Raw genomic sequence first — 23,949 nt, forward strand, 5'->3', positions numbered from 1 at the left:
AATTTTCAGGATTTGAATATTAGCTCTAAAACTCATTAAAACTTTGGTTATTTCTAAATTAATTTTGGTGAGGATTGATTTTATTTTATGCAATCAAAAATTTTAATCAAATTCAAAAGATTGTCTGAAAAATTTAATGACATACCCTTTCCTTCTTATTCAACAGAAGGCTCATCGGGAATGGATTTAAGAGCTGCAGTTGAAGAGAAAATTACAATCAAACCTTTCGAAACGGCTCTTATCCCAACTAATCTTGCAGTGGAAATTCCCGAAGGATACGAAGGCCAGGTCAGACCTCGAAGCGGACTTGCAGCAAAAAATTTTGTAACCGTTCTTAATACTCCAGGCACAATTGATTCAGATTATCGCGGTGAAATTAAAGTCATCCTGACTAATTTTGGTAAAGAAGATTTTGTAGTTAATCGTGGTGATAGAATCGCCCAGCTCGTGATCACAAAAGTTGAAAGAGCAGAGATTGTTGAAACTAACGAACTAAATTCTACAAAGCGAAATGAAGGTGGATTTGGACATACAGGAATTAAGTAAGAGATAATTATGAAGCTTTTAAACGAACAGAGTGAAAATCTAATAACTATTTTTATTTCGCTATTAAGTTTGATTTTATTCGGATTATTAATTTACTCATCGTCAGCAATTATCTCACCGATATTTCTGTATATTCTTATCTTAATCGTTTTCGCACTGAATAAAAATCAAACTGTTGTTAGAAGTATTTTTATTTTATCAACAATAATTTTCATTGTCTGGTTTATAAATGAATTACTTGCTGTACTTGTACCTTTTATAATTTCCTTTTTAATTGCTTACATAATTAATCCATTGATTATCTATTTTGAAAAGAAAAAAATACACCGAACAACTGGAGCGTTAATTTCTGTTTTGTTGATTTTAATTATTGTTGGATTAGGCATTTCTTTCGTCATCCCGCCATTTGTTTACCAAATTGGATCTTTGATAAGTTTAGCCCCACAAAAGATCTTAGAAGTTGAAAAGTATTTTAGTGAAAACATTCTGCCTGAATTAACTCGACTTGGAATTTTTTTCCCTGATATTCAAAAAACTCTCTCTCCAGAAATTCCCGCAAAATTGCAAAGCATATTGAGCGGGCTTTTAAATGGTTTACTAAACATCTTCAGTGGAATTAGTTTTATCTTTAATCAAATTATAAATGTTGTAGTTATTCCAATTATGACATTTTATTTTCTACGGGATTATGATCGAATATTGAATGCGTTCCTTTATCTTTTTAGTGAAGATCATCGGGAAACAGTTAAAAAAATTGGTGAAAAGGTTAATAGAATTTTTGGCAATTATATCAGAGGTTATTTAATCGTTTCATTGATAAACGGAACTATAATTACAATTGGTCTGACATTGATCGGTGTGCCTTATGCGGTGGTTTTAGGAATTTTATCGGCTCTTTTTAATTTCGTCCCATACTTTGGAATGATTATCAGCGTGACGATTGGATTTTTGATTTCAGTTTTTAGTGGAATTGGCGGAATAAAGCTGCTTCTTGTACCAGTTCTTTATATTGGAGAAAATATCGTTGAAAATTATTTCATTTCACCAAAGATAATCGGAGAAAAAGTCGGGTTACATCCGCTTTTAATTTTATTTGCTCTGTTTGTCTTTGGATATTTTGGTGGATTAATTGGAATGTTAATCGGAGTACCAGTTGCAGCTTTATTGATTTCTTTTATAGATACAAGAGATTATAAAAATTCTGTTTAGAGAGCTAATCACTTTAATTTAATAAAACTGAATTTCCTATAGTCAAAAAATTTTTTTCTCATTGATGTTTTTTTTGAGATTAACTTTTTTGTAGAAAAAAATTCAGTTAAAAGTTTTAGAATTAAATTTTAGGAAGGGGTAAAGTTTATGCCTGAATTTGTTCATCTTCACAATCATAGCGATTATAGTTTACAGGATGGTGCTGCTCGTATTAAAGATCTTGTAAAAGCAGCTGTTGAAAATAAAATGAAAGCTGTGGCTTTAACAGATCATGGAAATCTTTTCGGAGCAGTTAAATTTTATAAAGAGGCAAAAAGCAACGGGATAAAACCAATCATTGGAATGGAAGCCTATATTACAATTGATGGTGATCGCTTCTCAAGACCATCAAGCTCTGATGAAAATGATTATAATGGAAAATCAAAACGACCAAAACATTACAATCATTTAATTCTAATAGCTAAAAATGAAATTGGTTTTAAAAACCTTTCTATTTTATCTTCATTGGGCTATCTTGAAGGTTTTTACTATAAACCTCGAATTGATTTCGAATTGCTTAAAAAATATAGTGAAGGATTAATTTGTCTTTCGGCCTGCGCGGCTGGAATACTCTCTTATCATCTATTAAATAACGATTATGAAAAGGCAAAAAAGATAGCTCATGATTACAAAGAACTTTTCGGGGATGACTTTTATATCGAACTTCAAAATCATTATATGGACATTGACAAAATATTACTTGAAGGTTTGCCAAAGATTGCAAATGAATTAAATATCAAAATGGTTGCTACAAACGATGTTCACTACATTAGGCCTGAACACGCAATCCCTCACAATGTTTTACTTCAGATTTCAAATTCAAGAGGAGAAAGTGATTATAAGACTCTCAGATATGGAACCGACCAGATTTTCTTTAAATCTGCTGATGAAATGGCAAAACTTTTCAAAGGTTATAAAGGTGCAATCGAAAACACACTAGAAATTGCCGAGAAAGTTAACTTCGAATTGAAAAAACAAAAAGATCATCTTCCAGAATTTAAAATCCCTGAAAACGATGAATCAAAAACACTTGATGATTATCTCACTAAATTGACCTACGAAGGTTTACAAAGGAAACTTGGCGCAATTACTCCAGAAGTAAAAGAAAGAGCAGAGTATGAATTGGACATAATTAAGAAGATGGGTTACTCAGGTTATTTCCTGATAGTTATGGACATAATTCAAGCGGCTAAGAAAAAAGGAATATTTGTTGGTCCTGGAAGAGGTTCTGCAGCTGGAAGTTTAGTTTCATACGCACTTGACATCACGAATATAAATCCACTTCGTTATGGGTTATATTTTGAAAGGTTTTTAAATCCTGATAGAGTTTCTATGCCCGATATAGATACAGATTTTGCCGATATAGGAAGAGAGGATGTTATCAATTACATTGTTGAGAAATACGGAAGAGAAAATACAGCTCAGATTGTGACTTTTAATAAACTTAGTGCGAAACAAATTTTAAGAGATGTGGGTCGTGTTTTATCGATCCCTATCCCAAAAATTGAGAGTATTACCAAGTACATTCCAAGAAAATTTGGAAAAGTTTATTCTATTGATAAAGCAATTGATGAAACACCAGAACTCCGTTATTTGAAAACAACCAATGATACCAAAGAAAAAGAGTTAATAGAATATTCAAAGGTTCTTGAAAATATGACCAGAAATATTTCTGTTCATGCTGCGGGAATCGTTATTGCTCCTCAAAAAATTACTGAATTTGCCCCCCTTTGTATAACTCCAGATAAGACAATTGTAACTCAGTTTGATAAAAACGACATCGAAGAGATTGGCCTTGTCAAGATGGATATTCTTGGCTTGAAAACATTGACCATCATTCAAAAAACACTCGAAATGGTAAAGGCCAATCATGGTGTAGAGATCGATATTGATAAAATTCCTCTTGACGATCAATTAACTTATGAACTTTTTGCACAGGGAAAGACAATTGGAGTTTTTCAATTTGATAAGCCTCACACAAGAGAGTATTTAAAAAGATTAAAACCGAATTCTATTGAAGAACTTTCTGTAATGAATGCTCTCAATAGACCAGGACCAATGCAATTTATAGATACTTACATTAACAGAAAGCACGGGAAAGAAACTGTTACTTATATTCACCCCAAATTGGAACCAATCCTAAAAGAGACTTATGGTATCATTGTATATCAGGAACAGGTGATGAGAATTGCTCACGAAGTTGTTGGTTATACTCTCTCAAAAGCTGATTTGATGAGAAAGGCAATGGGTAAAAAAGATGAAAAAATTCTTGCAGCTGAACGGAATGAATTTATTACAAAAGGTGTTGAACAGGGAATTCAACGAGAAATTGTTGAACAAATTTTTAATGAAATATTTAGGTTCAAAGACTACGGCTTTAATAAATCTCATAGTGTTGCATATTCAATTCTTGCATATCAAACTGCTTATCTTAAAGCACATTATCCGACAGAATTTTTAACTGCAAATCTATCTGTCAATAAAAATAAGACAGAAGAAATTTCTCTTTTCCTGAACGAATGCAGAAAAATGGGTATCGAGATTCTCCCGCCAGATGTAAACAAAAGCTTTGTAGATTTTTCAATTGAAAATGGAAAAATAAGATTTGGACTTGCGGCAATTAAAAATGTTGGCGAGAGTGCAGTTGAAGAAATAATTAAAACTCGACAGGAAAAACCGTTCGAAGATATTTACGATTTCTGTATTCGTGTCGATTCTAAGGCAGTAAATAAAAGAGCAATGGAAGGACTAATACTTGCCGGTGCATTTGATAATCTGCATCCAAATCGTGCTTATTTATTTGAGAACCTTGAAGAGATTTTAAAATATAGTGCAAGGAAAAAAGAAAACATTTCACAAGGTTTAATTTCTCTCTTTGGCAGTGCAGATGATAATTTAAAACCTGTCTTGAAAGAAGTCCCTCAATGGAATTCACTTGAGAGAATGAAACAAGAACACAAAGTTCTTGGATTTTTTATTTCAGGTCACCCATTACTCGATTATGAAGTAGTTGTTCGAAGTTTCAGCAATATTCAATTTGCTGATGTTGCCGGTACGAATGAAGAAACCGATGAGGAAATGGAATTTGAAAAAGGTGTGACAGCAATTCCAGAAAGAGTGGGTGTTTGTGTTGTATTGACAGAAATAGAAACTAAAATGTATCGCGATAATCAAACAATGGCTCGTTTAACTGTTTATGATTTAACAGGTGAAGCTGAGTTTATTATGTTTGATAAAGCTTATAATCAATATGGTCATCTTTTGAAAGAATATTCGCTTTTATATATGATTGGTCGAGGTGAAATTCGTGGAGATAGTTTACAGGTAGTTGTTGAGGAAGTTTATCCTATAAGTGAAGTAATTTCACTATTCGGTCAAGCTCTCTCAATTGATATTTACTCAAAGCATACCTCTCATGAAAAAATAGAACAAATAAGACAGGTCTTACATAAGTATGAAGGATTTCAACCAGTCTATATTAATTTAGTTTATTCAGATGGGAAAAATGAATTGTTTGTTTCTGATCTAAAAATAAATTTATGCAATAACATGATTTCTGAACTCTCAAAAGTTATATCAAGTGAGAACATTACCATACTTCAAAAGAACGGGAACAAACGATATTGATTAATCTTTCGATATTTTTTAAGTTATTCAAAATTAATTAACAATAAACAAATGAAAGGAAATGTATGGAAAAAGTTTGGGCACTAATTTTAGGAGCTTCAAGCGGATTTGGAGGTGCATCCGCCGTTGAGCTTGCAAAAAATGGTTACAATATTTTTGGAGTTCATCTCGATAGGCAAATCACAATGCCTCAAGTAAATCAAATAATTAAGAAAATTGAAAAAACTGGTAGGCAGGCTGTCTTTTTTAATATTAATGCCGCAGATCCAATTAAGAGGCAGGAAGTTCTTGATGAAATTGAAGAAAGATTTAAAAAAGATAAAGGTGTGATTAAGGTTTTAATTCATTCTTTGGCATTTGGAACATTAAAACCATTTATCGCCGATTCACCAAATAATGCAATAACTCAAGCGCAAATGGAAATGACCCTTGATGTAATGGCACACACACTTGTTTACTGGACTCAGGGATTGGTATTCAGAAATCTTTTCGCAAATAATGGTAGAATTTTTGCGCTTACAAGTTCCGGCTCTCACACTGTCATTCCAAATTATGGAGCTGTTTCAGCAGCAAAAGCTGCACTTGAATCTCACATTCGTCAGCTTGCTTTAGAACTTGGTCCAAGAGGAATTACTGCAAATGCTATTATGGCTGGAGTAACCGATACACCAGCTTTAAGAAAAATTCCCGGACACGATAAGATGATCGAAGCAGCTAAATTAAAAAATCCTCGCGGCAGGCTAACAACTCCTGAAGATGTGGCAAAAGCTATTGTTGCACTTTGCAGTGATAATTGTGATTGGATTTCTGGTAATGTAATTGGTGTAGACGGCGGAGAAGATATCGTGGGATTTGTAACCGATTTCACCCCAAAGAAATAATCAAACAAAAGTGGAATATGTGGGAGGAATTTAATGATTGAATTTTCGTTTACAGAAGAACAACAAATGCTTCGCGAAATGGTTCGCGATTTTACAAATAATGAAATTAAACCTCTTGCTAAAAAAATAGATGAAGAAGAGAGAATCCCGGAAGAATTAATTAAAAAGATTGCAGAACTTGGTTTGCTTGGTGCGTCATTTCCTGTTGAATATGGCGGCGGTGGATTTGGTGAGATTGGTTATTGTATAATTCAGGAAGAAATTTCGAGAGGGTGTTCTTCAACTGCTACTTTTATTGGTGCGCATCAATCAATTGGAACAAATGCTATTTATCTTGGTGGCAGTGAAGAGTTGAAACAAAAATATGTTGTACCGCTCGCTCAGGGTAAAATGATCGCAGCATTTTGTTTAACAGAGGCTCAAGCCGGTTCTGACTCCTTCAATATCAAAACAAAAGCTCATCTTGAAGGTGATTATTATATTTTGAATGGCGAAAAACTCTGGATCACTAACGCAGGCATCGCTGATGTTCTTTCTGTATTTGCAAGAACCGAAAAAGGTATTAGTGCTTTTGTTGTAGAGACAAAGTGGGAAGGAGTTAAGATTGGACCGCCTGAAAAGAAAATGGGAATTCGTGGAAGCACAACGAATCCAATTTCATTTGAAAATGTTAAAGTCCCTAAAGAAAACTTAATTGGTCAGGAAGGTCGTGGATTTTTACTGGCAATGAAAACTCTTGATGCGGGAAGGCTCGGACTCGGTGCAGCCTGTATTGGTTCAGCAAAAGAATTACTTGAACTTTCAACTAAATATGCGAAAGAAAGAATTCAGTTTGATCAACCAATTAGTAATTTCCAGGCAATTCAATTTATGTTAGCTGAGATGACTGCTTTAATTTATGCAATGGAATCAATGGTTTATCGAACTGCTGCTAAGTATGATAAAGGTGAAAGTGTAACTCGCGAAGCTGCTATAGTAAAACTCTTCTGCAGTGAAGCACTTGATAAAATTGTTGATTATGCCGTTCAAATTCATGGTGGTATGGGTTATTCGAGAGAGCTACCAATTGAGAGAATGTATCGAGATGCAAGAATTAACAGAATATTTGAAGGAACAAACGAAATTCAAAAAGGAATCATCGCAAGGGATATAATTAAAAGAAATGGTAAATTTTAAAAAAGAAAGGAGATAAAATGAAACCAGTTGTTGTAACAGATGATACTTTCCAAAAAGAAGTTCTTGAATCACCAATTCCTGTTTTAGTTGATTTCTGGGCAATATGGTGTGGACCCTGTCGTTTAATTGCACCAGTGGTTGAAGAATTAGCTAAAGAATATGATGGAAAAATGAAATTCGCAAAACTTGACGTTGATGTGAATCAAAAAACTGCAATGGAATATGGTATAAGAAGTATTCCAACTTTGCTGATTTTTAAGAATGGCAAAGTTGTTTCTTCTGTTATTGGTGCAGTTCCAAAACCACACCTTGTTAGTAGAATTGAAGAAGTATTGAAGAGCAATTAATGTCAAAAAAAATTTTAATTACAGATCCTATCGAAAAGAGCTGTATTGAAATTCTTCAATCAGCAGGATTTGAAGTATCTCATAAACCGGGATTAAAAGAAGATGAGATTATTACAGTCATTAAAGATTACAATGTGCTGATTGTAAGAAGCGGTACGAAAGTTACAAAAAAAATTATCGACGCTTCAACAAATCTTGAATTAATTGCAAGAGCAGGTGCAGGTGTTGATAATATAGATGTTAATTCGGCAACACATCGTGGAATAATTGTGATGAATACTCCCGGAGGCAATACTCTTTCGACTGCCGAACATACGATGGCTTTGCTTTTGAGTATGTGTAGAAATATTCCTTCGGCGAATAATGAATTAAAAAGTGGTTTGTGGGATAGAAAGAAATATCTGGGCACAGAACTTTTTGGTAAGACGATTGGAATTATCGGTCTTGGGAAAATAGGTAAAGAAGTAGCAATTCGTTGCAAAGCCTTTGGAATGGATGTAATTGGTTACGATCCTGTTCTGACTCAGGATGCGGCACAAAAGATTGGTGTAAAACTCGTAAGCATTGATGAAATTTTTGCCCAGTCTGATATAATTACTGTTCATGTTCCTCTTTCAAACGAAACAAAAAATTTGATTGATAAAAATGCAATAGATCGTTGTAAGACCGGAGTAAAAATTATTAATTGCGCTCGTGGTGGAATTGTAAATGAAGAAGCATTGCTGGAAGGTTTAAAATCCGGGAAAGTTTCTGCAGCTGCGCTTGATGTTTTTGAAAAAGAGCCTCCGCAATTTCCTAATGAATTAATTGAACATCCGAAAGTTGTTGTTACACCTCACATTGGTGCATCTACAAAAGAGGCTCAGGAAAAAGTTGCAATTCAAATTGCAAATCAAATAATCGATTTCTATGAAAATGGTAATCTGGTAGGTGCGGTTAACGCTTATGCACTTGAAAAAAATATAACTGATGAAATTAGACCGTTCATTGAATTATCAAAACTGCTTGGAAAATTTTTAGCTCAAATTTCTGAAGAAAATATTACCAAATTAAACTTAAAATTTCATGGTTTGCTTTTACAAAAGTATCGTGAACTTTTGACCGCTTCTTTTTTAATTGGATATCTTTCAAAGAAAATTACTGGGACAATAAATTTCGTAAATGCCCAATTGCTCGCTGAAGAAACGGGTATAAAAATTACAGAAACAAATGAATCAGAACATACGACTTATAAAAATCTTATAACAGTATCCTGTAGCCTAAATGGAGAAATAGTAACTTTAAGTGGAACAATTTTCGGAAAGAATGAAATTAGAATTGTACAGGTGAATGAATATTCAATGGATATTCATCCGACAAAATACATGTTGCTTTATGAAAACATTGATAAACCCGGAATGCTTGCATCTGTTGGTGGTGTCTTGGCAAAAAACCAAGTTAACATTGCAGGTTTATCTTTAGGAAGAAAAGAAATTGGTGGCAAAGCATTGACATTAATGAATCTTGATTCTAAATTAGAACCTCAAGTTCTTTTAGAAATAAAAATGATTGATGGTATTGGTAAAGTTTTGATGATTGAAGTGTAAGTGAAGTACTTGACAAAATTAATTTATTTTGTTATTATGATTTTAAACAAAAAAGAATAGAGAGAACTCAAATTAAACAACAACAATCAACCACAAACAAAAAAGGAGAGCGCAATGCTTAAAAAATCATTTACCTTATTTGTTTTCGTTTTAGTTTCCACATCCTTGTTGTTCGCACAATCTGCAACACAAGTATTCGATAAAGCACCGAAGCCAGTATTTGAAAATCTGGCTTTAGATAAGAATCTCCCAGGTTCTAATCCTGTACTTCCTCACAGCGTTAATGCAGTTTTAATTGGTAAAATGTGGAATGCTTATTCAACTCAAGCGTCCTACACTAACCAAATCTTTACTGATCCATTTTCAGGATTAATTTCAGTTGTTCATCGTGTTGATAGAACTGGTCCTGGAAGTGGAAGAATAGTCTATCAAGGTTCCGATGATGGTGGACAAAACTGGACTCCTCAAATTGGTCCAATGAACCTTGCACCATGGATTGCGGGAAGACATCCAAATATTGTTCTTTCAAACCCAACAAAATCAACTACACCAGGTGAACAGGTTCCAGTTGCAAGCTGGGCAGAATTAAGCTCAAGCTGGTATTGGTATCAATTCGCTAAGGATCAATCATTTGGTGCAGCTACTTTTACCCAATATATTGACAGTACATATTATCCTGGTGATGAAATGTTCGTAAATTCACAGGGTCATGTTTTTGCAACAATCGAAAATATTGATCCAATTGCTTATGGTACTGATACAGTATTTTATCATTTGTTTGTTTCAACAGATGCTGGTGCAACCTGGACAAAATATCCGCTTGCTAAAAATGGTGATGTTGATAACTATAATGGAATGAAAGGTTTCATCAATAAAAATGGTGTAGGTTACATTGTATTCGAGGCACAGCAACCAGGTTCAGGCAAATATACATTTGCATACAAGAAAACCACCGATGATGGTGCAACCTGGGATGCTAACTGGACCTGGGTTGATCCATTTACATTAGCACCTCTTGCAGGTAATGTTCATGCATTAAACTATGAAGTTGATGCAATTGTAGATGGAAACGGTAATCTCCACTTTGCCGGTACTTTCGTTGATACAGTTAGTGGTGCAAATACTGGTATTTATCACATCTGGGGCCAGGGAAATACCTGGAATGCAGAATTAGTTGCAAAGGTTAATCGAACTAGTATGTCCTTACCTGGTGGTTTATCAACTTTGAACGAAGTTGAATTTGCAACTAATTGGGATGGAACAATTGGTGTTCTGAAATTCTGTGATGTTCCAACTCCAACCGATACATTATATGATGTATTTATGACTCCGGTCTGGGGCGCACCTAAGAATGTACAGAATATTACAAATACCACGAGTGTCCATGAAAAATACTCACAAATGTCTGCATATGGATATATGCAGGATCAAACTACATTCCGTGTAGATTGTATGTATACAATCTTTGGTAGTGGCGATACTAATGATTTAAATGAATCAGAATTGTGGTATTTGTCAGGAGTTACATTCCAACTTACCTCAGTTAATGATCCAGTTGCTTCACCAAACAGATTTGAATTACAGCAAAACTATCCAAATCCATTTAACCCAACTACAACAATTAGATTTTCTATTCCAGAAAAATCAATGGTTACCTTGAAAGTTTATGATATGTTAGGAAGAGAAATTACAACCTTAGTTAACGAAGTAAAGGACGCTGGTACACATACTGTAAAATTTGCTGGAAAAGATTTACCATCCGGAATGTATCTCTATACATTAACTGCAGGCAATTATAGCGCAACAAAGAAGATGATGCTTGTTAAGTAAAATAAGAGTTCTATGTTGTTTTTTAATTCAGGGGAGCCTCATTTGAGACTCCCCTGTTTTATCTTAAATGTTGCAAGTTAAACAATAGAGAGGGAGAAATAATGAAAAAGTTTTTACTTGTCATCTGGGCAGTTTCCCTGATGTTTAACTATATTTATGCTCAAACATCGACAGGGAAATTAGCAGGTAAAGTAACCGATGCCAGAACTGGTGACCCGCTTCCTGGAGCAAATGTTTTGATTGTTGGTACAGAATTAGGTGCAGCTACAAATGCTAAAGGTGAGTATTTTATCATCAATGTTGTTCCAGGTACTTATGATGTCAGGGTTAGTTTCGTTGGTTATGCAACCCAAATTATTAAAGATGTTCGTATTGTAGCAGGAATTACAAAAGAACTAAATATTGCACTTGAAGAAGCAACAGCCGAATTAAAGGAAATTACGGTAACATCTCAAAGAACATTCTTTGAACAAAAAGCTACAAATACTGTTAAAGTAATCGATAAAGAAGAAATTTCAAGGGTGCCTGTCAGGGGCGTTCAGAAAATTGCTGCTTTGAACGCAGGTGTTGTAATGGCTGAAGGTTCAGGAGGAGTTGATGGAAATGCAACTATTAATGTGAAGGGTGGCCGTGGTAATGAAGTTCTTTATATTATTGATGGAGTTGTTCAAAACGATCCTTATTGGAACACAGCATATACACAGGTTTCAAATTCAGCAATTGAACAGATTTCTTTCCAGATAGGAGGATTTGAAGCAAAATATGGCCAAGCTCAAAGTGGTATCATCAATGTTACAACTAAAAGCGGAAGCTCTCAATATTCTGTTTTTGGCGATGTTTTAACAAGTACATTCACTGATAAATTTGGATATAACCTCTATACCTTAAACATTGGTGGACCATTTGTTCCAAATCAATCAAAACACACTTTCTTCTTATCAGCTGAAAGAGGTTGGTTCTTAGATCAGGATCCACCTGCAATTCCTATAGAATTTAAGACCCCAATTCGAACTGCTGGTGATATAGTGATCGTTGATCCCGTGACAGGAAATAAACAAGTCTGGACTCCAGGAATGGAAATTCCAGCAGGTGCAGATATAAGATGGGAAAATGTCGCTTATAGTAATGGAAAAACTTACGAATACAGACCCCACAATACAAGAGGTACCTGGAGATTTTCAGGAAAAACCTATCATGATTTAGGAATAGTTACATTACGTTTAGGCGCAATTATAAATACAATTAATCGAAGAATCTTTGATTATTCTTATGTTAAGAACAATTCCTATATGAATCCTGTTTATGAGCAGCAGAATTACTCTTATTCAGCAAGAATTAGTCAAAATCTTGGAGCAAATGCATTCTGGAACTTAAACTTTGGTTACAAGATTTTTAAAGACAAACGAACACACCCAATTTTTGGTGATGATTTAGAGAAATGGGGCGATACACTTTACAATCCGTTTATTAAATTGAATGGTTTTTATCAAGGTGCTTTCTTTGATAGTGATTCTATTGGTATTTTCTCCGATGAAGGATCTTTTGACTATGCTTATAGCAAAAACGCAAACTATTCATATCAAATAGATTTTGACTTTACTTCACAAATTGGTAAACATTTAATTGAATTTGGTGTTGGTGCTCAATTGCATGAATTACATAGATATTCAATTTCACCGATGGCTATTGCAAGAAATATTAGAGCACCGGGATTGATAAAAGATAAATTCACCCGTTATAAAGAAAGAATACCATTCTATTGGGGTTATAACATCTATGGTGATTCTTTCACAGAAGGTGACAGCGTAATTCCTCCAAAGAAGCCAATTATTGCTTATGGTTATATACAGGATCGATTTGAATTACCAGACTTAGTTATCAACTTCGGATTAAGATTTGATTATCTTAACTCTAAGAGTGATGTAATTAGAGACCCACAAAATCCATTTAAATTTGGAGATCCACAAAATCTTGATCCCGAAGATTTTGAACCCAAGAAACCAGAGTTTCACATTAGCCCACGTTTAGGCATTGGTTTCCCTGTTACAGCAACAACAGTATTCCACGCCCAATATGGAAAATTTATTCAAGCACCGAGTCTTGCAGATATATTTACCTGGCCAAGACACTTCCAGGTACTCTTGACCGATGGTAATAGATTGGCAAGAACTGGATTAATTTCAAGTGAAGTGACAACTCAATATGAATTAGGCTTCAGGCAGATTTTGGGTGACAATGTTGCTGCATTAGGTTTAACTGCTTTCTATAAAAATACTAAAGGTTTGATTAACTGGACTACAACTGTATTTTATCGACCAACGGGTGAACAAAATACATATTATGGTCCATCGAATGCTGACTTCGGTACAATCAAAGGACTTACTTTAACCCTTGATTTAGCTCGTTATCATTTTATAGCTCTTTCAGTTAATTATACTTATCAGATTGCTGAGGGTACTGGCTCATCAACAAGTTCATCTTATGTTGCAACATTTAGAAACCCGGATAACTCAGTTCCAAAAGTCATTGCTCCACTCGATTTCGATCAGAGACATACCGGAACTGTCATTGTTGATGTCTTTATACCCGAAGGCAAACTTGGAATATTTGAAAGGACTGGTTTGAATATTTTAGCTGAATTTGCAAGTGGACGACCATATACACCACTTGAAGAGCAGGATATTTCACCACAAGGTGGTGGAGAAACAAATTATGGAGATACCAAAGGTTATGTTAACAGCCGATATGGTCCGGGAAGATTCAGAATTGACATGAAATTGGAGAAAACCTTCAAAGCATTCGGAAATATGTTAATCACTCCGTATATCTGGATTGATAACTTACTTGATGCAGATAATGTTATTAATGTTTATCGTTCAACTGGCAGCCCATGGACAACAGGTTATTTGAATACTGCAAAAGGTAAAGCTGTTGCTGATAGCAAGCCATATCCAGATTTATTTAGAGCTGATTACACGACACTGGAAAGAAATCCTGATAACTTTGGTATTCCAAGGATGATAAAACTTGGTCTCAAAGTTAATTTTTCAGGAATTAAATTCTAATAAATGAGGAAGGTAAGAGCTATGAAAAACAAAAGATTAAAAGTTTTAAAATTTGCTGCTGTTTCAATTGTATTACTGGCTTTGTTCTTTGGCTTTACTTCGATTGAGAAATCTGGTGATAAATCCTCAGCTCAAAGATTGAATAAGGTAGTTGGCGCTTATTATATGAATATTAATAACCTTGAAATGCCATTGAATAATGCTGGTGTTTTTGCAGATGTAGCTATCCCACCGAAAACCGCAGGTGGTAAATTTGATGGGCATACATTCTTGTTTTCCGGTGGTTTTTGTATGTCAGGTTATGTTGACTTAGGAACACCAAACGAATTTTTATGGGCAAATGGTGTTGCTACGGCATCAAGAATTCAAGATTATCAACCTGGTCCTGTCGGTTCTGATCCAACTGATCCAAAGAATAAATTATATATTGTTCGTACAGATGAAGAACCATTTAGCGCAAGCTGGCAGGAATGGAAAGATGCTGTTGCATTAGGAGCTGATTTCTACGATGGAGATCATGATGGTAAATATAATCCAGTCGATAAAAATGGAAATGGTCAATGGGATCCAGATGAAGATCGACCTGATCTTCTCGGTGATGAGACAGTCTGGTGCGTAATAAATGATGGTATTCCAGCAAGGGACAGAAGATATACTGATGTACCACCATTAGGAATTGAAATTCATCAAACAGTTTTTGGGTTTGCTTCATCTGGTTTACTTGGAAATATGTTGTTTGTTCGTTATAAAGTAATTAATAAAAATCCAGACGGAAAAGTTCTTGATAGTGTTTACTTCTCCGTTTGGGCAGACCCTGATTTAGGTGATTACACTGATGATTTAGTAGGGTGCGATGTCCCTGCCTCTGCTTCCGGTTATGCAAAGACTCCACCAGAGGGAAGAAATGCTGGATATGTTTATAACCAGGGTTCAGATAATGAATACGGTCCTAATCCACCAACTTACTTAGTAGACTTCTTCCAGGGACCATTTGTTTATACTGGAAATTCTTCAGATACTGCATTTAATATTCGTGGTCCAGTTTTAGGTATTGACACCTTAGTAGGTTACAAGCAACTTGGTATTAGTTCGTTTTTACAGTATTTCCAGTCTCAACCTGTAGAACAGGCAGACCCTGGAAATAGAATTGAGTTAAGATATTATACTCAAGGTTACAATAGACAGGGGAGACCTTTAAATCCATGTACTTGGACATTTGGTAGTGTGGTAGGTGGAGTAAAATGTGATCAAGTAGATCCAAGATTTTTCTACTCCGGTGATCCATTTAAAAATATCGGTTGGTTGCAAACTACAGCCGCTGACGAAAGAATGATGGTGAATACTGGTAAATTCCGTTTAAGGCCATATCAAGACACCGTAGTAATAGTTGCAGCTTTAATAGTCGGAAGAGGAAAATCAGCTCTATCTAGCATTCAAGTTGCTAAAAAAACATCTGACTTTGCACAGATTATCTATGATAATAATTTTAGTTTGCCCCCAACTCCTAAGCAACCACAACCAAAAATTCAAACAACTGAGAATAAAATCAACTTTATTTGGAATACAGCTGAAGCCGTAAATTTTGCTTGGAAAAACTTTAAATTTAATGGTTTTGAACTTTGGACATTTAGAACCAAGAGCATTGCTGATGAAGTTGCTGGAATTCAGAATGCAAAATTACTTGCATCTTGGGATATTAAAGATAAAATTGATGACATACTAGAGCAAGATTTTTCAGGAGAAGTAAAATTACTCCATCCTAAAGGAATTCAGCTCGATAAAAATTTATTTGGTAATCCATTTACTGGATGGATTAATTTTGAAATAACAACTGATCCTTGGACTGGGGGTCCAATTGTCAAAGGTAAGCCATACTACTTTGCACTGATTGGTTATTCAATTAATCATGATGCAATTTCTCCGGTTGATCCAGGTGGATTAACATCTAACTATATAATCGGTGCTTATGCAGGTATTGGTGAAATGGTAAATCCTAAAAGAATTATTGAAGTAATTCCAGGTCAGGATTTAAATGATCCATATGTTTTGAAAAATGATATTAATTTAGTTGGTGTCAGTGAAGCTTCTGCTTATTTCGAAGAAATTGATAAATCAAAGTTGACTGGTAACGAATATGAAATATCATTCTTTAGAAATAAAGATTCTGTAGTCTATTTTATGAATTGGACATTGGTTAATAAAAATACAGGGGATACTCTTGTAAAAAGCTCAAATAGGTACGATAATTTAATAGAAGAAGATTTTAAATATACAATCCCTATAGTAGATGGGTTTGTCCCAAGAATAACTTGGGTACCCGCGGAGATTAAACCGGTAAAAAAATCACTAAATACAGATTGGATTGCAGCTGAACGTTCAAATATATCTGGTGTTTTTTATTTAGGTAAGGATATTATTTCACCTTATATAAGTCCATTTGCAACTCTTGGTAATGAGAGACACAATTTAATAACAGCTGATAAATTGGCTCAAATTGAGATTAGATTCCAGCCTGGAAAAGCATATAGATTTGTAAGTAATACACTTGGTACTCAATACACAAGTGCTGCAGGAACAACTACAGGTATTGGCAAACCTGGTGAATATTTTGTTGATGTTCCATTCCAGGTATGGAAGAAGGATACTCGTAAAGGGATTCAACAAAGATTAGCCTGTGCTTTTGTTGAAACAAGAACTGCCGGCGGTAACCCTGATGGTCAATGGGATCCTTATTTAGATTTGACAAAGACAAGAGAATACATTTTAATTTTTGATCAACCATACGATGAAAATGGTCAACAAATGGAGTATGTTGGTTACCTTCCAACAACTGGTACAAAAACCTATGCTAATTTGAATGGTTGGAATCCACCAGCTGCAGCAGGATTTACACAAGAACAAATTGATAGAGCCAAAGCAAAATGGTTAGGTGCAATTTATGTTGTAGGTTTTGAAAAGGTTGATTCTAACGCAACTTGGAGTTCAAATGATGTTTATACAATTCCGATTTCTTATCCATTAACAACCGCTGATAAGTTCACTTTTAGAACAACAAGAGCTGGTGAAGGTGTAACTCAGGATTATAAGAAATCATTAATGGATCGTGTAACAGTTTATCCAAATCCATTATATGCTTACAATCCAACAGTTGGATACTATTCAGATCCCAATAACCCGAAGAACGATGAGCCATTTGTAACCTTCTCTAACTTACCAACTGAAGTTACAATTAAGATTTATACATTATCTGGACAATTGCTGCGTGTCTTGACAAAGAATGATCCAAAACCATTTATGAATTGGGATCTCAAGAACAAAGATGGATTAAGAGCAGCGTCAGGTGTTTATCTGGCAGTTGTATCATCACCAGGATTAGGTGAGAAAGTATTGAAGTTCTCTATCATTCAACCTCAAAAGCAAATTAAACGATTCTAACAAGATGAGGGATAAAGACATGAAAAAGAGAAGTTTTTTAGTAGTTTTATTAGTATTCTTAGTTAATGTAGCCTTTGCGGGTGATGTTGCCCGCAAAGGTACAAATGGTGCCGAACAGTTGTTGATACCCGTTGGTGCGAAAAGTATTGCTACTGGTGGAGCTTTTATTGGTGATGTTAAAGGTGTTGAAGCAATTTATTACAATCCGGCAGGATTAGATCTTGCGGGTCGTTCGGAAGCAATGTTTAGTTATATGGATTATCTTGCAGATATAAAGGTTTCATATTTTGCTTTGAGTGCTAATCTTGGTGATTACGGAACATTCGGGTTAAGCTTCAAAACATTTAATCTTGGCGATATTCCGATCACAACATTCGATAACCCTGATGGAACAGGCGCAACTTATTCACCATCATTAATGACAGCTGGTTTAACATATTCAAAACAAATTACAGATAGAGTATCAGCTGGAGCAACACTTAAAGTAATTTATGAATCAATTACTAATGTTTCAGCAACTGGTGCTGCAATAGATTTCGGTGTTCAGTATAAATTCCCAAATAATATGAGATTGGGAGTTGCAGTTACTAACATCGGAACAAATATGGCTTATAGAGGACCAGATTTACAGGTAAAAAATCAGATACCAGATAATCCGCCAGGTGCAGGTTTTGGTGTTTATGAACCCTCAACTGAAGAATTCCAAATTCCAAGCTATTTTGAATTGAGCACATCTTATAAATATGATTTCAATCAACAAAACTACTTGATGTTGGCTGGAAAATTCACCAACAATAATTTCTATGAAGATGTGCTTTCATTCGGATTGGAATATGGTTTCTTAAATACATTTTTCTTAAGAGGTGGATATAACTATCTGCTTGGTAGCAAACCAGAAGATAATATTTATGGTTTGACTCTTGGTGCAGGTGTTAGTTACAGTTTCGAGGGAAGTGTATTCTTTGATTTTGATTATGCTTATCGTGCAGTTCGTGACTTCCCAACTGGTGCACAACATGTATTTACGATTAAATTAGGTTTGTAGTAAACAACCAACAAGCTTGAAAGGAAAGGCTACCTGAAGTTGTTTATGCTTCGGGTAGCCTTTAATTTTGTGTACTATGAGAAAGATATTAATAATTTTAATCAGCATTTTAATAGGCAACATTTTCGGTCAAAAACTGACCGAATCAAATGTCTTTTTAGACTATTCGAGATTTAAGTACAACTCAGATAGTGTTTATTTTGAACTTTATTATGGAATATCTAATAAGGCCTTGAAAGTAAGTGATAACATTAACGAAGCTGAGATAAGAGTAATTCTCAAAGATCAAAATGATAATTTAGCTGGATACAGAAATTTTAGAATAGTGAATGAAATAAACGAACAAAACTTTGATGGCGAAAAGTATTTAACTGGCGTTCTTGGATTTAAAGTTCAACCTGGACAATATGCATTAAAGTTTGATGTGATAGATTATTTTGATTCTACAAATTCTATATCAATTTCATTTCCATTAAAAATAAGTTCCATCTCGACAAAGAATTTTGCATTAAGCGATATACAACTTTGCAGTAACATCATAGAAAATTCAGACAACGAGGGCTCGTATTTCTATAAAAACACTTACGAAACTTATCCAAATCCGAGTAATGTTTATGGTGAGCAACTTCCAATATTGTTTTACTATATCGAACTTTATGATTTACTAAAAGGTGAGAATACTAATAACTTAAAATTAATTTCTAAGGTAATTGATGCTCAGGGTAGGGAAAAATATTCCAGAGAAAAACTTATTCAAAGGAAATATAATTCAATTGTTGAAGTTGGAGCAATTAACATAACCAAGTATCCAAGTGGGACTTATACACTTGCTATTTACTTAATCGATTCGCTGAATAACTTTGGACTTGTTTCATCCAAAAAGTTTTACATTTTTAACCCTCAGATAAAAGAAGAAATTGTTTCAAAAAGGACAGATGCTGACCTTCTTTCATCAGAATTTAGTGTAATGACGGAAGAAGAATTAAACTTAGCATTTGAACAATCAAAGTATATTGCTACAAGTGATGAGATAAAACGATGGAACTCACTCTCTGATCTTGATGCAAAGAAAAATTTCTTATTTAATTTCTGGAAACAACGAGACCCCGATCCAAATACTTCAGAAAACGAAAGAAAGATTGAATATTTTGAAAGAGTTAAGAAAGCTGATGAAATGTTTCGAGGTTCGAGAGAAAAAGGTTGGCGCAGTGATCGTGGTAGAGTTTATATAGTATATGGTGAACCTTCCGAAATTGATAGATATCCAAACGAAATGGATGCATATCCGTATGAAATTTGGTCATACAACAACATCGAGGGTGGGGTAATATTTGTATTTGGAGATATTACAGGAACAGGTCAAATGATTCTTATACACTCTACACACAGAGGCGAAATGCATGACGAGAATTGGTTTAGGCGGGTTCAAAAAAGTCGATAAACATTTTGATGAAAAATAAAATCGAGTATTTTTTATTAAGATTACTCTCCTTTGTAATATCAAGATTATCATTAAACTCTTCAAGAAGGCTGGCAAAATTGTTAGCCTTCATTTTTTATTATTTCATACCAATTCGTAAAGATCTTGTCTTTAAAAATTTAAAAATTGCTTTTCCCGATTTAAATGAGAATGAAACTAAGCGAATCGCAAAAAAAACTTACCAGAATTTGTTTATCGTTCTAATTGAAATTTTGTATTTGCCATTTTTGGAAAAAGTTGAAATTGAAAATTTAATCAATATAAAAAATCCAGAGTTAATACATAAAGCCCTTTCCTTGAACAAAGGATTGATTTTTGTTTCTGCTCACTTTGGAAATTGGGAAATACTCGCTTTATCGGCAGCACTTAGATTAAAAACTCAATTCTCTATTGTAACCAAACCGCTTCGAAATCCATTTGTTGATAATTTTATCAATAGCTGGCGCACAAAATTTGGGAATAAAGTTGTTCCTTTAGGTTTATCAGTGAAAAATATTTTCAAGGAATTGCTTGAGAAGAAAATTATAGCATTGCTCGCAGATCAGAGGGCTAGTCAAAATTCTTTGGAATTAAATTTCTTTAACAAACTTACGCATGTTTATGAGGGTCCTGCTGTTTTATCTATCAAAACAGGAGCGCCCTTAATCTTTGCTGTTGCAATAAGACAAAGTGATTTTACCTATACGGTTGAATTACACGAAATTGAACCGCCTGATCAAGAAAATGATCAAGAAAAAATCAAGACTATGAGTGAAAAATATATATCGCTGCTTGAAGATTACATACGAATGTATCCTGAACAATGGCTCTGGTTTCATAATCGATGGAGACATTAATTAAAAATAATTTTGAAAGGATTCTGGTAATTCAAACCGCATTTCTCGGGGATGTTCTTTTAACTTTACCAGTTGCTCATCATCTTAAAAAAATAAATCCAGCCTATAAAGTAACTTTTTTAATTAAGAAAGAATTGCATCAGGTAAAAGATATTTATAGTGGCGTTGACGAGTTTATCTTTATTGATAAATCGAAATATCTATCATCTATCTTTGAAGTAGTCAAAAAAATCGAAAACAAATATGACATTGTGATTTCACCGCATCGTTCGGCTAGAAGCGCAATAATTTCTTTTTTGAGCAAGGCAAAGATTAGAATATCTTTCGATAAATCATCATTAAACTTTCTCTATTCACATATCGTGAATTATAGGCAAGAAATTCATGAAATACAAAGAAATTTGAGTCTATTAAGTTACTTTAATCCTAAATTAGATTGGAAAGAAAAAATTAAACTCAATTTAGATGACTATATTTTCAACGATAAATTCATGTCATGGAAGTCTAATAAGGAATATATTGCTGTTATTGCACCTGGGACTGCCTGGGCGACTAAAAGATATCCGGAGTATTATTATGCTGCATTAACTAAAAAATTAATTGAAGAAGGAATCAAGATAGTTCTAATAGGTTCAAGTGAAGATTTTGAAACTGGACTAAAGATTGAAAAATATGTTAATGCCGAGAATCATCTCCTAAATTTAGTTGGGAAATTAAAACTAAAAGAAAGTATTAGCTTAATTAATTTATCTAATCTTTTAATTTGTAATGATAGTGCACCGACACACATGGGAGTTTTTACTAATACACCTGTTCTGACCATTTACGGTTCTACAATTCCTCAATTCGGATTTTATCCTTTCCGTGATATTGATAGAGTTGTTCAAATAGAAAATTTATACTGTAAACCCTGCGGAATACACGGTTATAAAAAATGCCCTGAAAGTCATTTCAGATGTATGATTGATTTGAAACCTGATATTATTTATCAAAATGCGATTGAAATGATAAAAAAGCTTAATTAAGCATTTTGTAATTTTGTATTGGTATGATGAAGATATTAAAGAAAATTTTTCGATTTGATTACGAGCTACTTTTAGTTCCTAAAGACGCAACAAAGAATCTGAAGACTTATAGATTTAATTCAGTTAAAGCTTTATTATTAATTCTGCTTGTTTTAGTCTTTTCGAATCTGGCTCTTGTGCTTCTTATTACTTATACACCACTTGGTAAAATTTTACCAGATTCACCTTACCTTTCGAAAGAAGATTACGGACAGATTGTAGAATTAAGAGAAAAAGTCCTGGCACTTTCTCGAGAAGTCGATCGAGTGCAAAAAATTAATGAACGACTTCAGTACATAATTGAAGGTAAGCCGATTCCAATTGATCCTCGAGACCTCGATACCAATTATCAAATTGAGAGGATGCGAAGAGACTCACTTAGAATTCTTGGCAAAAGCCGGTTATCAAATAATCTCTATTTTATTTTTTTGAGGTTTCTTCAGGCCTTTCAAGAAGAACAATCTAAAAATTCGAACTCTGAGAAGAATAAAAATGAAATGCTCTTCTTTATCAAACCAGCAGAAGGACTTGTAACAAGGGGTTTTAATAAAGAAATTTCTCATTATGGAATTGATTTTGGTATGCCAATTGGCTCGATTGTCAGAGCTTCAGCTTCGGGAATTGTCGTTTTTGCTGACTATACCATTAACGATGGATACAAAATAATTTTATCACATTCGAAAGGATACATTACTGTCTATAAACATTTAAGTCAGATTTTAAAAAAGGAAAGAGATTTTGTAAAACAGGGAGATATAATTGGTCTTTCGGGAAACACAGGAAAACTGACAACAGGACCGCATTTACATTTTGAAATTTGGAAATATCAAACACCACTCGACCCACAAAAAATATTGGTGGATTTAAAATGAAAGACAAAAGAAATCAAATCGACGAATTATCATTAATTGCCAAGCATATTACATTCAAAGGCAATTTAAATGGCGCTGGAGATTTAAAGATTGATGGAAAAATTGAAGGCGATATCATTCTGGAAGGAAATTTATTTTTGACGGAGGATGCTCAAATAAAAGGTAATATACAGGTAAATAATTTCCAGTGTAATGGAATTGTTGAAGGTAATATACTGGTAAAAGAAAAATTTACAATTGGTTCTAAATCAAAAATTAATGGAGATATCAAAACAAAAATATTGATAATCGAAGAAGGTGCTGAGTTAAATGGGAAATGTTTGGCATCTAAAAGTAATTCCGAATCGGAGTAAGCTTTGTCAGGTAAGTTAATTGACAATCAAAGAAAAATTTTAAATGGTTACAAGAAAGTTGGACCTTATCTTGGATTAGGAACTCAATTGGCTGCAACTGTTATTCTAATGTTTTATCTCGGTTACTGGCTTGATCAAAAATTTAGTACTTATCCTATTTTAATTATAATTTTTTCGTTTTTGGGAGGAGTTGCGGCAATCTATAACTTTATTAAATCGGTTTTGAAACTCACTTCTAAGGATAAAAAAGGTTAGGAATGATTAGTGTTTTAAGGAGTTTGTTTTTATTTAATTTTATTCCGTTCGTTATTAGCCTTTTTATAATTTCTGATTCAAAAATTAAAATGAGTGTGTTCTGGGGGTGGTTAATCGTACTAACAAGTATTGTAGTTGGAATTTTAGCTTTCGAATTATCAAAGAACAAAGACAATAGAAATTTCCTTAAAATTTATTTTGGCGGGATGATTTTAAGGCTTATTTTATTGCTTTTGTTAATATTTCTAGTTTTGAAATACATTAGCATAAGTCCAATCAGTTTCTTATTTTCGCTATTCATTT

17 protein-coding genes are annotated in these 23,949 nt (G+C 34.0%); all 17 read left to right on the forward strand.

What is annotated here, in order from left to right; genetic code table 11:
- The first annotated feature begins 87 nt into the window (after positions 1–87).
- The 17 genes from dut (at position 88) to HPY57_07400 (ending at position 23,646) form a co-directional block, all read left to right on the forward strand.
- Positions 88–546, forward strand: coding sequence for a dUTP diphosphatase (dut, locus tag HPY57_07320; GenBank protein ID NPV11582.1), 459 nt, complete (start codon positions 88–90; stop codon positions 544–546).
- 9 nt (positions 547–555) lie between these two features.
- Positions 556–1,755, forward strand: coding sequence for an AI-2E family transporter (locus HPY57_07325; GenBank protein ID NPV11583.1), 1,200 nt, complete (start codon positions 556–558; stop codon positions 1,753–1,755).
- Positions 1,756–1,902: 147 nt separating this feature from the next.
- Positions 1,903–5,421 (forward strand): DNA polymerase III subunit alpha, encoded by a 3,519-nt coding sequence (gene dnaE, locus HPY57_07330; GenBank protein NPV11584.1) that lies wholly within the window; start codon positions 1,903–1,905, stop codon positions 5,419–5,421.
- Between the two features lie 65 nt (positions 5,422–5,486).
- Positions 5,487–6,302: an SDR family oxidoreductase gene (locus HPY57_07335; protein NPV11585.1), complete on the forward strand. Its 816-nt coding sequence runs from the start codon at positions 5,487–5,489 to the stop codon at positions 6,300–6,302.
- A 36-nt stretch (positions 6,303–6,338) separates the two neighbouring features.
- Positions 6,339–7,478 (forward strand): acyl-CoA dehydrogenase, encoded by a 1,140-nt coding sequence (locus tag HPY57_07340; GenBank protein NPV11586.1) that lies wholly within the window; start codon positions 6,339–6,341, stop codon positions 7,476–7,478.
- Between the two features lie 17 nt (positions 7,479–7,495).
- Positions 7,496–7,825: a thioredoxin gene (trxA, locus tag HPY57_07345; protein ID NPV11587.1), complete on the forward strand. Its 330-nt coding sequence runs from the start codon at positions 7,496–7,498 to the stop codon at positions 7,823–7,825.
- Complete coding sequence (locus HPY57_07350) at positions 7,825–9,411, forward strand: phosphoglycerate dehydrogenase (GenBank protein NPV11588.1); 1,587 nt, start codon at positions 7,825–7,827, stop codon at positions 9,409–9,411. Before trxA ends, HPY57_07350 begins: the two co-directional genes overlap by 1 nt.
- 114 nt (positions 9,412–9,525) lie before the next feature.
- On the forward strand, positions 9,526–11,241 hold the full coding sequence (locus tag HPY57_07355) for a T9SS type A sorting domain-containing protein (protein NPV11589.1): 1,716 nt from the start codon (positions 9,526–9,528) through the stop codon (positions 11,239–11,241).
- A gap of 101 nt (positions 11,242–11,342) precedes the next feature.
- Positions 11,343–14,306, forward strand: a complete 2,964-nt coding sequence (locus tag HPY57_07360; protein ID NPV11590.1) for a TonB-dependent receptor plug domain-containing protein — start codon at positions 11,343–11,345, stop codon at positions 14,304–14,306.
- 21 nt (positions 14,307–14,327) lie between these two features.
- Complete coding sequence (locus HPY57_07365; protein ID NPV11591.1) at positions 14,328–17,741, forward strand: T9SS type A sorting domain-containing protein; 3,414 nt, start codon at positions 14,328–14,330, stop codon at positions 17,739–17,741.
- A gap of 19 nt (positions 17,742–17,760) precedes the next feature.
- A complete protein-coding gene (locus HPY57_07370; protein NPV11592.1) occupies positions 17,761–18,786 on the forward strand; it encodes a PorV/PorQ family protein in 1,026 nt (341 codons plus the stop codon).
- A 76-nt stretch (positions 18,787–18,862) separates the two neighbouring features.
- Positions 18,863–20,227 (forward strand): GWxTD domain-containing protein, encoded by a 1,365-nt coding sequence (locus HPY57_07375; protein ID NPV11593.1) that lies wholly within the window; start codon positions 18,863–18,865, stop codon positions 20,225–20,227.
- Between the two features lie 8 nt (positions 20,228–20,235).
- The gene (locus HPY57_07380) at positions 20,236–21,102 is read left to right on the forward strand and encodes a hypothetical protein (protein ID NPV11594.1); all 867 of its coding nucleotides are present in this window, start codon (positions 20,236–20,238) and stop codon (positions 21,100–21,102) included.
- On the forward strand, positions 21,090–22,127 hold the full coding sequence (locus HPY57_07385; protein NPV11595.1) for a glycosyltransferase family 9 protein: 1,038 nt from the start codon (positions 21,090–21,092) through the stop codon (positions 22,125–22,127). The genes HPY57_07380 and HPY57_07385 overlap by 13 nt, the downstream gene beginning before the upstream one ends.
- A gap of 23 nt (positions 22,128–22,150) precedes the next feature.
- The gene (locus HPY57_07390) at positions 22,151–23,038 is read left to right on the forward strand and encodes a M23 family metallopeptidase (protein NPV11596.1); all 888 of its coding nucleotides are present in this window, start codon (positions 22,151–22,153) and stop codon (positions 23,036–23,038) included.
- Positions 23,035–23,391 carry a polymer-forming cytoskeletal protein gene (locus tag HPY57_07395; protein NPV11597.1) on the forward strand — a complete coding sequence of 119 codons (357 nt, stop codon included), beginning with the start codon at positions 23,035–23,037 and terminating at the stop codon, positions 23,389–23,391. The genes HPY57_07390 and HPY57_07395 overlap by 4 nt, the downstream gene beginning before the upstream one ends.
- Positions 23,392–23,394: 3 nt before the next feature.
- Positions 23,395–23,646 (forward strand): AtpZ/AtpI family protein, encoded by a 252-nt coding sequence (locus tag HPY57_07400; protein NPV11598.1) that lies wholly within the window; start codon positions 23,395–23,397, stop codon positions 23,644–23,646.
- The last annotated feature ends 303 nt before the right edge of the window (positions 23,647–23,949 follow it).

The sequence above is a fragment of the Ignavibacteria bacterium genome (genome assembly GCA_013177855.1).
Taxonomy (GTDB): domain Bacteria; phylum Bacteroidota; class Ignavibacteria; order Ch128b; family Ch128b; genus Ch128b.